The organism is Nocardia sputi (assembly GCF_023501985.1).
Genome location: NZ_JAMFLC010000054.1, coordinates 1 through 13,859 on the forward strand (window position 1 = coordinate 1; position 13,859 = coordinate 13,859).

The 13,859-nt window shown below is 69.8% G+C and carries 15 protein-coding genes; 7 read left to right on the top strand and 8 right to left on the bottom strand.

Annotation, left to right across the window (positions count from 1 at the left end; translation table 11 throughout):
• Window positions 1–343 (bottom strand): helix-turn-helix domain-containing protein (locus M8859_RS36330; protein ID WP_249645654.1); only part of this gene is annotated, 343 nt, incomplete at its 3' end.
• 184 nt (window positions 344–527) lie between these two features.
• Window positions 528–1,415 (bottom strand): UTP--glucose-1-phosphate uridylyltransferase, encoded by an 888-nt coding sequence (locus M8859_RS36335; RefSeq protein ID WP_201295378.1) that lies wholly within the window; start codon window positions 1,413–1,415, stop codon window positions 528–530.
• 393 nt (window positions 1,416–1,808) lie between these two features.
• Between M8859_RS36335 and M8859_RS36340 the strand changes: the two genes are divergently transcribed.
• Both M8859_RS36340 and M8859_RS36345 read left to right on the top strand, forming a co-directional pair.
• Window positions 1,809–3,137: a DNA polymerase IV gene (locus M8859_RS36340; protein ID WP_236565715.1), complete on the top strand. Its 1,329-nt coding sequence runs from the start codon at window positions 1,809–1,811 to the stop codon at window positions 3,135–3,137.
• Window positions 3,138–3,330: 193 nt separating this feature from the next.
• Window positions 3,331–3,828, top strand: coding sequence for a WKL family lipoprotein (locus M8859_RS36345; protein WP_159929799.1), 498 nt, complete (start codon window positions 3,331–3,333; stop codon window positions 3,826–3,828).
• Window positions 3,829–3,968: 140 nt separating this feature from the next.
• On the opposite strand, the gene M8859_RS36350 is transcribed toward M8859_RS36345, so the two are convergent.
• Genes M8859_RS36350 through rarD form a run of 3 tightly spaced genes read right to left on the bottom strand, consistent with a single transcriptional unit; the run spans window position 3,969 to window position 5,599 of the window.
• Window positions 3,969–4,361, bottom strand: a complete 393-nt coding sequence (locus tag M8859_RS36350) for a type II toxin-antitoxin system VapC family toxin (protein WP_159929849.1) — start codon at window positions 4,359–4,361, stop codon at window positions 3,969–3,971.
• Window positions 4,358–4,612: a type II toxin-antitoxin system Phd/YefM family antitoxin gene (locus M8859_RS36355; protein ID WP_159929801.1), complete on the bottom strand. Its 255-nt coding sequence runs from the start codon at window positions 4,610–4,612 to the stop codon at window positions 4,358–4,360. The genes M8859_RS36350 and M8859_RS36355 overlap by 4 nt, the downstream gene beginning before the upstream one ends.
• Before the next feature lie 45 nt (window positions 4,613–4,657).
• Window positions 4,658–5,599, bottom strand: a complete 942-nt coding sequence (gene rarD, locus M8859_RS36360; protein ID WP_159929803.1) for an EamA family transporter RarD — start codon at window positions 5,597–5,599, stop codon at window positions 4,658–4,660.
• Window positions 5,600–5,634: 35 nt separating this feature from the next.
• Here rarD and M8859_RS36365 point away from each other — a divergent pair, with 35 nt between their 5' ends.
• Together M8859_RS36365 and M8859_RS36370 are read left to right on the top strand one after the other, a co-directional pair.
• Window positions 5,635–8,058 (top strand): HAD-IC family P-type ATPase, encoded by a 2,424-nt coding sequence (locus M8859_RS36365; RefSeq protein ID WP_195072219.1) that lies wholly within the window; start codon window positions 5,635–5,637, stop codon window positions 8,056–8,058.
• A gap of 81 nt (window positions 8,059–8,139) precedes the next feature.
• The gene (locus M8859_RS36370) at window positions 8,140–8,958 is read left to right on the top strand and encodes a PhzF family phenazine biosynthesis protein (protein ID WP_195072220.1); all 819 of its coding nucleotides are present in this window, start codon (window positions 8,140–8,142) and stop codon (window positions 8,956–8,958) included.
• Window positions 8,959–8,976: 18 nt separating this feature from the next.
• On the opposite strand, the gene M8859_RS36375 is transcribed toward M8859_RS36370, so the two are convergent.
• Genes M8859_RS36375 through lspA form a run of 3 tightly spaced genes read right to left on the bottom strand, consistent with a single transcriptional unit; the run spans window position 8,977 to window position 11,157 of the window.
• On the bottom strand, window positions 8,977–9,642 hold the full coding sequence (locus tag M8859_RS36375; protein WP_249645655.1) for a hypothetical protein: 666 nt from the start codon (window positions 9,640–9,642) through the stop codon (window positions 8,977–8,979).
• The gene (locus M8859_RS36380) at window positions 9,635–10,561 is read right to left on the bottom strand and encodes an RluA family pseudouridine synthase (protein WP_195072222.1); all 927 of its coding nucleotides are present in this window, start codon (window positions 10,559–10,561) and stop codon (window positions 9,635–9,637) included. The genes M8859_RS36375 and M8859_RS36380 overlap by 8 nt, the downstream gene beginning before the upstream one ends.
• Window positions 10,558–11,157 carry a signal peptidase II gene (gene lspA, locus M8859_RS36385; RefSeq protein ID WP_195072223.1) on the bottom strand — a complete coding sequence of 200 codons (600 nt, stop codon included), beginning with the start codon at window positions 11,155–11,157 and terminating at the stop codon, window positions 10,558–10,560. The genes M8859_RS36380 and lspA overlap by 4 nt, the downstream gene beginning before the upstream one ends.
• A gap of 133 nt (window positions 11,158–11,290) precedes the next feature.
• Between lspA and M8859_RS36390 the strand changes: the two genes are divergently transcribed.
• From M8859_RS36390 to M8859_RS36400, 3 genes are all read left to right on the top strand, one after another.
• On the top strand, window positions 11,291–12,244 hold the full coding sequence (locus M8859_RS36390; protein WP_159929815.1) for a hypothetical protein: 954 nt from the start codon (window positions 11,291–11,293) through the stop codon (window positions 12,242–12,244).
• On the top strand, window positions 12,241–12,960 hold the full coding sequence (locus tag M8859_RS36395) for a sensor domain-containing protein (protein WP_159929851.1): 720 nt from the start codon (window positions 12,241–12,243) through the stop codon (window positions 12,958–12,960). Before M8859_RS36390 ends, M8859_RS36395 begins: the two co-directional genes overlap by 4 nt.
• An 82-nt stretch (window positions 12,961–13,042) precedes the next feature.
• Complete coding sequence (locus tag M8859_RS36400; protein WP_159929817.1) at window positions 13,043–13,510, top strand: VOC family protein; 468 nt, start codon at window positions 13,043–13,045, stop codon at window positions 13,508–13,510.
• The last annotated feature ends 349 nt before the right edge of the window (window positions 13,511–13,859 follow it).

Genomic DNA, 13,859 nt, shown 5'->3' on the forward strand with positions numbered 1-13,859 from the left:
CGCGGCTGATGGTGGATGGACTGCGTCCCAGCTCGCCCGCGATCGTGCGGATACCCGCCCGCTCTCGCCGCCGGTCAGCGATATGGATGCGCTCGTTCTCGCTCAGATATCGCGACTTCGATACAGCTGAGGCTGCCCGCTCGTGCCGAGCGGGCAGCCTCCTACGTTTCGGATCATCACGGCCGTTGCGCCACTCACGCCCTGTGCGCTCGTTGACGCCGACCATCTGTGACGCCGCTCTGTTGCTGTAACCGAGATCCACGAGACGGAGATACTCCGCCCGCTCGGCCCGCAGCTTCTTACCCGGCCCCGTCTTCCGCTCCGGCTGAATCCTGAAGTCCACCGCAGTCTCCCCTGAACTGGGGTGTTGCGACGACTCCTAGAACCCAGGGGTGTGGTCGGGGCCGCGATATCGCCCGTCGGCGCCGACCCTGGGCCGGGTGCAGGTTGTTCGGCGGCGTCATGTGCCGCGTGCTGTGGCCGGCTGGGCACAGCGGCTCAGCGCTGTCGGCTGCGGTGCGGGCTGATCAGTTGTCGAGGCCGTCGGCGAGGGTGCGCAGCAACGGTCCGTACTGCGCATGCGCCAGCGCCGAGGCGAATTGCGCCACCAAGTAGTCGGCCGGGTTGCCGGTGTCGTACCACCGGCCGCGGATCACCTGCCCGAAGACCGGGTTGTTCGCCGCGTGCACGTTGATCGCATCGGTGAGATACACCTCGCCGGTGCGGTGCTCGTACCACGCCTCGGTCTGCGTGCGCAGTTCCTCGATGATGCCGGGGGTGACGACGTAGCCGCCGATTGCGGCGAAGGACGACGGCGCGTCCTTCGGCTTAGGCTTCTCCCGCAGCCCGGTGATGCGCAGCAGGCCGTTGCCGTGGTCGTCGGCGACCACCGGCACGCCGTAGCGCTGCGACTCGGACGGGTCCATCGGCATCAGTGCGAGGACGGGGGCTCCGGTGGCCTCATAGGCGTCGATGAGTTGCTGGGCGCGCGGCACCTCGGCGACGAATACGTCGTCCGGCCACAGCACCAGCATCGGCTCGTCGCCGAGATTGCGCGCGGCGTTGAGCACCGGGGTGCCGTTGCCGTAGGGCCCGTGCTGGTCGAGGTAGGTGATGTGGCCGAGCCGGGACAGCTCGCCGACCTCCTCGACCGCGTCGGCGAAGGCGGTCTTGCCGTCCGCGCGCAATTGGGCCACCAGCGCCGGGTTGGGGCGGAAGTGATCCTGGATCAGTGATTTTCCGCCGCTGACCACGATGGTGATGTCGGTGATGCCCGAAGCGACCAGCTCGCGGACGGTGTGCTCGATCACCGGCTTGTCGCCGACCGGCAGCATCTCCTTGGGGATGGCCTTGGTCAGCGGAAGCAGGCGAGAGCCGATACCAGCGGCCGGGATGACGGCCTTGCGGATATTCATGGGTCCGATCATCACATATCGGACCGCGAGTCAGGTTGCGTCCCGGCGGTAGGTCGGCGGGTTATTCGAGACTCTCCAGTACATCGTTCGACGGCGGAAAAGGGCAGATCAAGGCCACCACGGCGGAACGGCGGCCATCCGGAGCCGGTGCCGAGACCGGCAGGCAACCGGCAGCTAGCGCACAGCCATCGCACAGCGTCACCGCTGCCTCCAGGTGTCGGTGGGCGGGCGTACATTGCAGCCGTGCGTACCGAGAAGCCGAGTGTGGAGCGCGCGGCCGCGCCGGCGACCCGGTCCGGGACAACACCCGGCGAAAGCCCGGTGAGTCCGGAGCATCCTCCGGAGCTCGCCGACGCGGACAGCGCCGCCCGGCGTTGGGTGCTGCACATCGACATGGACGCGTTCTTCGCCTCGGTCGAGCAGCTGACCCGGCCGACCTTGCGCGGCAGGCCGGTGCTGGTCGGTGGGACCGGAGGGCGCGGCGTCGTTGCCGGAGCCAGCTACGAGGCGCGGGTGTTCGGCGCGCGGTCGGCGATGCCGATGCACCAGGCGCGCCGGTTGGTCGGCGTCACCGCGGTGGTGGTGCCGCCGCGCGGGGCGGTCTACGGCGTGGTGAGCGGACAGGTCTTCGACGCGCTGCGCAGCCGGATACCGGTGCTGGAGACGTTGTCGTTCGACGAGGCGTTCGGCGAGCCCGCCGAGTTGGCGGGCGCGACGGTGGCCCAGGTGCACGCGTTCTGTGCGGAATTGCGCGCGGTGGTGCGCGAACGGACCGGGTTGACCGCCTCGGTCGGGGCGGGCACCGGGAAACAGCTCGCGAAGATTGCTTCCGGTCTGGCCAAACCCGATGGGATCCGGGTGATCTCGCCAGTCGAGCAACAGCATCTGCTCGCTGGTCTGCCGGTGCGCAAGTTGTGGGGCATCGGTCCGGTCGCGGAGAGCAGATTGCGTTCGCTGGGCATCGAGACCGTGGGCGCCTTCGCCGCCTTGCCGGAATCGGAGGCGATGTCGATTCTCGGCGGCAGCGTGGGCGCGGCGCTGCACCGGCTGGCGCGTGGCATCGATGACCGTCCGGTGGCCGAACGCACCGAGGCGAAGCAGATCAGCGCCGAGACCACCTACGAGACCGACATCGTCAGCCTCGAGCAGCTTCGTCCGGCCATCGAGGACATGGCCGCCGCGGCGCACCGGCGCCTGACCCGGGACGGCCGCGCGGCGCGCACGGTGGTGCTCAAACTGAAGAAGTCCGATATGAGCATCGTCACCCGCTCCTTCACCCTGCCCTACGCCACCGAGGACCTGGCCACCCTCGCCGCCGCCGCCCAGCGTTCGGCGCTCGACCCGCGGGAACTGGGTCCGATCCGCCTCGTCGGGGTCGGCTACGGGGGGCTGTCCACGGTACGTCAGGAGTCGCTGTTCCCCGAGCTCGATCGCGGCCCCGCCGCCGAGATCGCCGTGGCGGAACCGTTGCCCGAGCCGGCACCCCCACCCGCGATCGGCGAGGCAGCGCATACCGCCGCGCCCACCTTGCCCGTCGCCGTCTGGCATCCCGGCATGGACGTGACGCACCCCGAGCACGGCCACGGCTGGGTGCAGGGCGCGGGGCTCGGCGTCGTGACCGTCCGCTTCGAAACCCGTTCCACCGGTCCGGGTCCCGCGCGCACCTTCGCCGCCGACGATGCCGCGCTCACCCGGGCCGATCCGCTGGACAGTCTGCGCTGACGGACCCGGCCGACGCTCGACATCCCCCGGTCGGGCGCGTACGTTCGCTGCCGACCACCTTCGTCGGTCCCGTGTGGACCCGGGCGGCGCCGCCCGGTGCCGGTAGCCTGGGACCTCGTGCAGCGCCGCCGGTTCGGGTGGCGGCTGCCATGGTGGAACAGACACGGACCTCTCGAACGCAAAGGACGAGCAGTTGAAGCTTCGTAAGACTGGACGCACAGCGATCGCCGGGCTGGCCATCGTCGCCGCGCTTGGCCTGACCGCCTGCGGCGACGACAAGGACAGCAAGCCTGCCGCGAAGACGTCGACCAGCGCCAAGGCGTCGGCGACCGCGAGCGCGAACCTGCCTCCGGTCCCGACCCCCGCGGAGCTGAACACCGCCCTCGCCCGCGCGCTCGACCCGACGGTCCCCGCCTCCGAGAAGCTGGACAACGTCCAGGGCGCCGAAGCCGATCCGACGCTGCCGGACCGCCTGTCCCAGGCCGCGGCGGGCGCCGACGTGAAGATCGAGGTCACCGACGTCACCTCGTTCGGCGACAGCGTGAACGCGAAGGCCAAGTTCATCCTGAACGGCCAGGAGAACATCGTCGACGTGCCGTTCGTCGCCGACAACGGCAAGTGGAAGATCCAGAAGGCGTGGGCCTGCACCATGCTGACCAACCTCGGCCAGCAGTCGGCGGCCTGCGCTTAGTCCGCACGATCGAACGGACCGGTCGCCGGGGTTCGCCCCGGCGACCGGCCCGCCTTCTTTCCCCCGGATCCCCCGGCGCGGCAACGTTCGCTCGGCGTCGATACGGTCTGCGTGGCCGGTGCGCCGCGCTTCGTAACCTGCTACAACTTCAGCACCTTCAGGTCGGGCATCGCGTCGTAATCGCCATCCTGGGTCACAATCGGAATATCGTGTGCCAGCGCGGTCGCCGCGATCCAACTGTCGTTGATCGGCACCTTGCGCCCGGCGGCTCGCAGACGCGCGACCAGCAGCGCCCAGTGCTCCGAGACGGCCTCGTCCAGTTCCAGTGGCTGGAACTGTTTCGCGAGCTGGTAGGTCGCCAGCCTGCGGGCCGATACGTCCGGGCTCGCGGCCCGCAGCACACCGAGACGTAGTTCGCCGAGGGTGATGACCGAAACACCCCACTCGTATCCGTCGAATCGTGCCGGGTCGAAACGCTCTGCCTCGAGACCTATGAATATCGAGGTGTCCGCGAGTGCGCGTTCGGCCTTCACCACGGCAAGTCGTCCGTCGTATCGGTCAGCGTCTCACGGAGATCCTGGTGCAGGCCTGTGGTGTCCGGGCCGAGGCGAACCAGTTCGCGAAGGATTTCCGGGGCGGGCACCCACTGTCGACGCCGAGGTAACGGGATGATCTTCGCGACGGGCCGATTGTCCTTGAGGATCTCGATCTCCTCGCCTGCCTCGACGCGGCGCAATACCTCGGCGGTGTGATTTCGCAAGTCGCGAGCGGGTAGCGCAGTCATGCTACAAGCGTAGCATGACTGCTACGTCGGTAGCAGGGCCTCTTCTCACGGCGCGGATCGCGTTTCGTCCGGGTGCGGGCCGGGCTCGGTGGTGACATGGCGCGGTGTGCGTCGCCCGCGCCGCGCGCGGAGCAGCGCGTCGGTGGTGAAGATCGCCAGCGCGGCCCAGATCAGGGCGAAACCGGCCCAGCGGGAGGCAGGCATCGGCTCGTGCGCGACGGCGACGCCCCAAGCCATCTGCAGGGCGGGGGTGAGATATTGCAGCAGGCCCATGGTGGACAGCGGAACCCGCTGGGCGGCGACGGCGAACAGCAACAGCGGCACGAGGGTCACCGGTCCGGTGGCCACCATCAGCGCGGTATGCCCGGCGCCGGTGGTGAATCGGCTGTGCCCGGTGATCACCAAGGCGATCGCGAATGCCAGCGCGAACGGCGCGGCGACGATGCCCTCGGCGGCGATGCCGCGCAGCGCGTCCAGCGGGATGACCTTCTTCACCAGGCCATAGGTGGCGAAGGAACAGGCCAGTGCCAGTGCGATGATCGGCGGTCTGCCGTAGTCCACGGTGAGCACGGCCACCGCGGTCGCGCCGAGCGTCAGGGCGGCCCACTGCGCCCTGCTCAGCCGCTCACGAAAGATCACCACGCCGAACGCGACGGTGACCAAAGGGTTGATGAAGTACCCGAGCGCGCACTCCACGACGTGACCAGAGGTGACGCCGTAGACGTACACACCCCAGTTGACCGCGATCGCGGCGGAGGCGACGCCCGCCAGCCGCCAGACGCGTGCGTCGATGCCGCGCAGCTCGCGCAGCCGCCCGCTCACCGCGAGCACCGCGACCACCACGAGCAGCGTCCAGACGATCCGCTGCGCCAGCACCTCGCCGGGGCTGGCGAACGCCAGCAAACCGAAGAAGGCGGGGAAAAGTCCCCACAAGAAGAACGCGCTCGTGCCGAACGTCACACCGGGGATGGACCTGCTTCGCCGCACGAAGACGAAAGTAGTTGTCACGTAGCCTTGCGGTCATGTCGATTACCGTGCAGGCCCCGGGCGCCACCGGACTCACAGTGGCCGAGGTCGAGCAACGCCGCCGCGACGGTTTGACCAACGACGTCCCGGATCGCGCGGGGCGCTCCGTCCGCGACATCGTGCGCGCCAACGTCTTCACCCGGATCAACGCCATCCTCGGAGTCCTGTTCGTCCTGGTGCTGGCCACCGGCTCGATCATCGACGGCATGTTCGGCCTGCTGATCGTCGCCAACAGCGCGGTCGGCATCATCCAGGAGATCCGCGCGAAACGCACCCTGGACCAACTCGCGATCGTCGGCCAGGCCAAGCCGACCGTCCGCCGCGACGGCACGGCGGTCGAGATCGCACCGCGCGAGGTGGTGCTCGACGACCTGATCGAGCTCGGTCCCGGCGACCAGATCGTCGTGGACGGCACGATCGAGGAGTCCGAACAGCTCGAGGTGGACGAGTCGTTGCTCACCGGCGAGGCCGACCCGATCGACAAGGCGGTCGGCGCGACGGTGATGTCGGGCAGCTACGTGGTGTCCGGGTCCGGCGCCTACCGTGCCACCAAGGTCGGCCGGGAGGCCTACGCCGCGCGGCTGGCGGAGGAGGCCAGCAAGTTCACCCTGGTGCACTCCGAGCTGCGCAGCGGTATCGACAAGATCCTGAAGTTCATCACCTACCTGCTCGTTCCCGCGGGCCTGCTGAGCGTCTACAACCAGCTGGTCTCCAGCAAGGAGTCGTGGCGTCCCGCGGTCACCGGCATGGTGGCCGCGCTGGTGCCGATGGTGCCGGAGGGGCTGGTGCTGATGACGTCCATCGCATTCGCGGTCGGCGTGGTGCGGCTGGGCCGGCGCAAGTGCCTGGTCCAGGAACTGCCTGCGATCGAGGGGCTGGCCAGGGTCGACGTGGTGTGCGCGGACAAGACCGGCACGCTGACCGAGATCGGCATGCGGCTGTCGGACATCAAGACGTCGGAGGCCTTCGACGACGGCGAGGTCCGCGCCGTGCTGGCCGCGCTCGCGGCCGACGATCCGCGGCCGAACGCGAGCGTGCAGGCGATCGCCGAGGGGCTGCCGGACGGTCCCGGCTGGCAGCGCACCGCCGTGGCGCCGTTCTCCTCGGCCAAGAAGTGGAGCGGCTGCTCCTACGGCGAGCACGGCGACTGGCTGCTCGGCGCGCCGGATGTGCTGCTCACCCCGGACTCCGCGGAGGCGCGGGTCGCCGAGGAACTCGGCGCTTCCGGTCTGCGCGTGCTGCTGCTGGCTCGTAGCGACCGTCCGGTGGACGCACCCGACGCCCCCGGCCTCGTGCGGCCGGCCGCCCTGGTCGTGCTGGAGCAGAAGATCCGGCCCGACGCCCGCGCCACGCTCGAATACTTCGCGAGCCAGGATGTCGAGATCAAGGTCATCTCCGGCGACAACGCCGTGTCGGTCGGCGCGGTGGCCTCCTCGCTCGACCTGCCGGGCGGCGGCCACCCGATCGACGCGCGGGAGCTACCGCAGGACCGCGACGGCCTGGCCGACGCGCTCGACCACAACACCACCTTCGGCCGGGTCCGTCCCGATCAGAAGCGCGCGATGGTGTCCGCCCTGCAGTCGCGCGGGCACACCGTGGCGATGACCGGCGACGGAGTCAACGACGTTCTGGCGCTGAAGGATTCGGACATCGGCGTGGCCATGGGCTCGGGCAGCCCCGCGACCAGGGCGGTGGCGCAGATCGTCCTGCTGGACAACAAGTTCGCCACGCTGCCCTATGTGGTCGGCGAGGGGCGGCGGGTCATCGGCAACATCGAGCGGGTTTCCAATCTGTTTCTCACCAAGACCGTCTATTCCGTGCTGCTGGCCTTCTTGATCGGGGTCGCCGGAGTCGGCTCGCAGATCTTCGGCTATGAGCCCATCGGCTATCCGTTCCTGCCGCGCCACGTCACGATCGCGGCCTGGTTCACCATCGGCATTCCGGCGTTCATCCTCTCGCTCGCGCCCAACAACGAGCGTGCCCGCACCGGCTTCGTCGGGCGTGTCATGCGTTTGGCCATCCCGTCGGGCGTCGTGATCGGCGTGGCCACCTTCGTCGCGTACCTGATCGCCTACGCCGGGCCGCAGGCCACCGAGCAGCAGAAGGTCCAGGCGGGCACCACCGCGCTCATCACGCTGATCATGATCGCGGTGTGGGTGCTGGCCATCGTCGCGCGGCCGTACGTCTGGTGGAAGGTGGTGCTGATCGCGGTGTCGGTGGGCGCGTACGTCGTCCTGTTCACCGTTCCGTTCACCCGCGAGTTCTTCAAACTCGATCCCTCCGACGCCGCGCTCACCGGTGCGGCGGTGATCTGCGGCCTGGTCGGCATTGTGCTGGTCGAGGCAGCCTGGTGGGTGAGCGCGGTGCTGCTCGGTGACAAGCGGCAACTGCTGCCCAGCTCACCCGGCGGCGCCGCCTGACAGACTGGACGCCTGACTAGCCGCGCCACGAGAAGCCTTGTGCGAAGCGGCCATTCAGAGTTGGAGTACCTTCTGGAGACTATGGAGGTACTGCTGCACCAGATCGACGCGTTCGCCGACGCACCGTTCTCGGGCAACCCGGCCGCGGTGATGCCGCTCCCGTCGTGGCTGCCGGATGCGTTGCTGCAACAGCTGGCCGAGGAGAACAACCTCGCCGAGACGGCGTTCTACACTTCGCGCTTACCTCCGGAGGCGGGCGCGCCGCCGGGCGAGTGGCCCGCTTTCCATCTCCGGTGGTTCACGCCGAGGACGGAGGTCGCCCTGTGCGGGCACGCCACCCTGGCCAGCGCCGCGCAGATCCTGGCCGACATCCATCCCGGCGAGGATCGGGTGAGCTTCTACACGCTCAGCGGCTGGTTGCACGTCGACCGCACCGACGACGACGAGTTCGTCCTCGATCTGCCGGTCGTGCCGAGCATTCCGGTACAGCCTGATCCAGCGCTCGTCGCGGCGCTGGGAGTGCGTCCGGTGCGCGCGTATTCCGGCACCGACGAGGTGATCGTCGTGGCGACCGAGCAGGAAGTGCGCGATGCCGCGCCCGTGCTGTCGGCGTTCCCCGCGCTGCCGCGCGGCGCGATCGTCACCGCACCCGGTGACTCGGTGGACTTCGTCTCCCGTTTCTTCGCTCCCGCGGTGGGGGTCCTGGAGGATCCGGTGACCGGTTCGGCGCACGCTCAGCTGGTCCCGTTGTGGAGTGAACGGCTCGGCCGCACGGAGCTGCACGCCAGGCAGCTCTCGCGCCGCGGCGGAAGCTTGCGCTGCGAACTGGCGGGCGACCGCGTGCTGCTGTTCGGGCGATGCCGCCGCTACCTCGACGGAGTGGTCACCCTGCCGGACTGAGATGCTCGGCGCGGCCGCTCACGGTTCGGGGACGGGTCCGTCGTCGGGGCCGGGCAGGACGACGTCGCGGTAGTCGGGCAGCAGCGGGGCCACCGCGAAGCTCCCCGCCACCGCGTCCGCGGGCAGGGCCTGGACGGCGCGAACGCCGTTCTGGCCGGCCAGCTCCCGCAATCGCGCCGAGGGACCACGGACGACGAGCCCGACGACGCAGGCGCAGCCCTCCCGCAGTCGCGCGGCCGAGAAGGCGATCACGCGGGCGGAGCGGTCGTCCATGGGGCGGGGGAGCAACCAAGCCGCGTAGTGGGCCGAATCCACCGCCGCGTCAACGCCTTCCGGTACGGGTACGGTCACCAGCGGCGTTTGCACGCGTGGAACAGGTACCCGGTAGAGCACTCGAGAGACGCGCATACCGCCGCTGTAGGCGGGAATCTGCTCGGGAAGCGCGGGTTCGGTGAACGACACCAACGCCCAGTGCTGTCCCTCGCCGCCCGCGTGCAACGAATCACGGGAACGGGCGAGATAATCCGCGACCTGCTCGCCCTGGTCGGGCCCGAGCCGGTCGGTGGACACCGCGGCGCGGTACGGCGGACGCAGCGCGCCGAGTGCGAAGACCAGCGCGATCAGCGCGACCGCCGCCGCGGCGAGGGCGGCCCCACGCCACGGCGACAGCCGGCGATCAGGCATCGCGCAGGACGTCCAGGGCGTGTTTCAGGTCGTCCGGGTACTCGCTGGTGATCTCCAGGTAGCGGCCGTCGGCCGGATGCTGGAAGCCCAGCGACCGGGCATGCAGCCACTGTCGTTGCAGCCCGAGCCGCTCGGCGAGGCGCGGGTCCGCGCCGTAGGTCAGATCGCCGCAGCAGGGGTGCCGGATCGCGGAGAAATGGACCCGGATCTGATGGGTGCGGCCGGTCTCCAGGTGGATGTCCAGCAGGCTCGCCGATTGGAACGCCTCGACGGTGTCGTAGTGGGTGATGCTCGGTCGCCCGTCCGCGGTGACGGCGAACTTCCAGTCGTTGCCCCTGGCCCGGCCGATCGGGGCATCGATGGTGCCGCTGCTCGGGTCCGGATGCCCCTGCACCAGAGCGTGATACCGCTTGTCGACGGTGCGCTGCTTGAACGCGCGCTTGAGCACCGTGTACGCGTGCTCGGACTGCGCGACCACCATGACACCGGAGGTGCCGACATCGAGGCGGTGCACGATGCCCTGCCGCTCGTGGGCGCCAGAGGTGGAGATGCGGTATCCCGCCGCGGCGAGCCCGCCCACGACGGTCGGCCCGCTCCAGCCGACACCGGTGTGCGCGGCCACGCCGACCGGCTTGTCGACCGCGACGATGTCGTCGTCGGCGTAGAGGATCTTCATGCCCTCGACCGGTTCGGCCTCAATGGTCAGCTCGCGTTTCGGCTCGGGAAAGATCACCTCGAGCCAGGCCCCCGCGGTGAGCCGGTCGGACTTGCCCGCGGCGATGCCGTCGAGTTGTACCGAGCCCTCCTCGGCGAGCGCGGCCACCGCGGTGCGCGACAGGCCGAGCAGCCGGGCCAAGCCCGCGTCGACGCGCATGCCGTCGAGCCCGTCGGGGACGGGCATGGTCCTGGTCTCCCTCATGCCGCGCTGCCCTCGCTCGCGCTGTCGGGCTTGCCGTGGCCGACCCGGGTGCCGTTCGGTTCGTAGCCGAACACGGTGAGCACCACCAGCAGGATCGCCCCGCAGACGATGGCCGAGTCCGCGACGTTGAACACCGGCCACCAGCCGACCGCCACGAAATCCACCACGTGGCCTTGCAGCGGGCCGGGGGCGCGGAACAGCCGGTCCATCAGATTGCCGAGCGCCCCGCCGAGCACCATGCCCAGTCCGATCGTCCACGCCAGTGAGCGCAGGGTGCGGCCGATGCGCACGACGCCGACGACGACGGCGGCGGCGACCAGCGTCAGCAACCAGGTCATACCGGTGGCCATGGAGAACGCCGCGCCCGGATTACGCACCAGGCTCAGGCGCGCGAAGTCACCGACGATCGACACCGGATCGCCCGGCGTCAGATTCGCGACCGCGATGGTCTTGGTGAGCAGATCCAGGCCGAGCACGACGGCGGCGAGGACGAGCAGCGTGCGCAGGCGCTGCGGCGGGGCCGACGAGGTCGTCGGATCGGAGGTGTGCGCTGGGATGTCCTCGGGCGGCCGGTCGTCACTCACACGCACCATCATCTCTCGAGCGCGATCACGCTCGGTGCGCGCGTCCGATTGCCCCGGCCGGAGCGGCCGTCGGCGCCGGCCCGGCACGCCGACCGGCGCACGGGCCGGATGTCCCAGCTGACACTCAGGAAGCGGTCGTACCCTGATGCACGTGACGGTGTTGTCTTCCCCCCACCTTCCGCGGATCGCGCGCTCGGGCGTGCTGCTCATGGTGCTCGCGGTCGGGCTCTCGGCCTTCGGTGTCGGTTGCGGCGACGGCGCCGAGTCGCGCGGCGAGTCCGACGGCACGGAGCCGCTGGGACTCGGCAAGGAAGTCACCGTGCCGATCGCGGCCGCGGTGACCACGGTCGAATCGGTCGGCGCCGAGCCGCGGTCGCTGCTGCGGCCGGAGTATCCGGCGGGCACCGTGCAGCGGGTCACCCTCTACACCGCGCACCACATCGAACAGCAGATCGATCACCAGCCCAAGCGCGACTTCTCCACCCCGGCGCTGACCATTCCGATGACCGCGCAGACCACCGCGGAAGGGATAGATCTGACCCTCGGCACGGTCACCTCGCCCGACCCGGCGCTGGCCAAGGCGCTCACCAAGATCGGCGGCTCGCACGCGGGCTTCGACCTCAGCGATCTCGGCGCGATCACCGCCCTGCGGCTCGAGCCGGCGCCGGACGCGTCCAACACCGCCCGCGCCGCCCTCGAGCAGGCGTTCTACCAGGCGGTCTACCGGTCGATCGCTTTTCCCGACCAGCCCGTCGGCGAGGGCGCGGTCTGGACGGTGCGCCAAGAGGTCACCGGCGGCGTCCTGTTGGACCAGGTGACCACCGCGACGCTGAGCAAGCGCGAAGGAGACCGGCTCACCATCGAACTGCACGTGACCCAGAAGCCGAAGTCGCCGGTGTGGAACCTGCCGAACAACGCGGGCACCCTGGACATCCAGGACTACGTCATGCAGGGCGCGGGCACCATCACGGTGGATCTCGGATTGCCGTTGCCGGTGGCCGGGTCCATCACCGTCGGCGGTCACCAGGCCTATCGCGATCCGAACAGCGACAGCACGCTGCGGCAGACGATCGATACGCAGGTGTCGTGGACCGAATGATCCGTGCGGCCGGCCTGCCGATCGCGGCGGCGTCCGTCGCTCTCGCCGCGGGCTGCGGGTCCTCCGATAGTGCTGTCCCCGGACTCCCGGAACTGCCGCCGCTGGGCCCGGCGGTGGCCGCGGCGCCCGTGACGGCCGGCCCTGAGACCGACTCCGGCCGGTTGGGCGCCCAGCTGCTCGGCGAGGCGAACCTGCCGTCCGGCTTCACCGCCCTGCCGCCGCGCGCCGACACGGGGATCGCACCGTCCGGCGCGTCCGCGACCAATCCGCCGGAATGCGCGAAAGTCCTGACTCCGATCGGCGCGCAACACGCCGGCGCCCTCGCCCAGGCGTCCACGCAATACGCGGGTCCGAATTTCTCCAGCATCGATATCGACGCGGCGAGTTATCCGCACGACGCGCTCGGCGGCGCGTTCTCGGCCGTGCAGGAGACGCTGCGCCGGTGCGTGCGCTATTCCGGCGCCGACGCCACCGATATCCCGGTGGATTACCGGATCGGCGGGCTCGCCCAGCCCGCCGAGGGCCAAGCCGCCACAGCCTTCCAGGTGCGCGCCACCAGCGACGGTCTCACCCTCGGCTCGTCCGTCGCGATCGTTCAGGTCGGAAGCACGTTGGTGCAGGTCGCGGTGACCGCGCCGGAGTCGGTGGACCCCGGTGTGCTCAGTGCGCTCACCGCGGCGCAGGTGCGTCGGCTACAGGGTGTCGCAGGCCCCTGATTTCCGACGATCCGGCCAATCGCGCCGGTGGCGGGAATAGGCTCGGCATGGTCCGACACAATGCCTCGACCGGAGGTTGATCATGTCCGATGTCAAACCCGTTCCCGATGGATATCCGGTGGTCTCGCCGGGGCTGGCGATCGACGGCGCGGCGGCGGCGATCGAGTTCTACAAGAGCATCTTCGGGGCCACCGAGCGCATGCGCATGCCCGGCCCGGACGGCAAGATCGCGCATTGCGAGCTGATGTTCGGTAATTCCGTCGTCATGCTCGGCGATCCGGCCCCTGATATGGATTTCCTCGATCCGAAGACGGTCGGCGGCACCCCCGTCAACCTGTATGTGTACGTCGAGGACGCCGACGCCGCCTTCGCCGCCGCACTGGCCGCGGGCGCCAAGGAGCTCACGCCGATGACCACGCAGTTCTACGGTGACCGCAGCGGCTCGTTCGAGGATCCGTGGGGGCACCGGTGGACCGTGGCCACCCACGTGGAGGACGTGCCGCCCGACGAGATGGACCGCCGGATGGCGGAGATGTTCGGCGGCTCCTGAGCGAGGCCGACCGGCTCATCCGGCGACAACCGAATCATCGTTCACGAACCCTGCTCGGTGCGAGAGTGGTTCGGGGGCGGGGCTGTCTGCCATCCGGCGGTTCGATCGGCACTGCGGCCTGTGCGCGACGGCCTGGCGAAGTCGGAGTAGTGCGCCAGCGGCGGACCCGGACCCCCTCATCACTTGTGGCCGGGTCCGCCGCTCTCATAGTTACCCGCGGGCGATCGCTTCGAAGACGCTCGGGTCGACGAGGGTGGAGGTGTCGCCGAGTTCGCGTCCTTCGGCGACGTCTCGCAGGAGGCGGCGCATGATTTTGCCGCTGCGGGTTTTGGGGAGTTCGGGGACGATG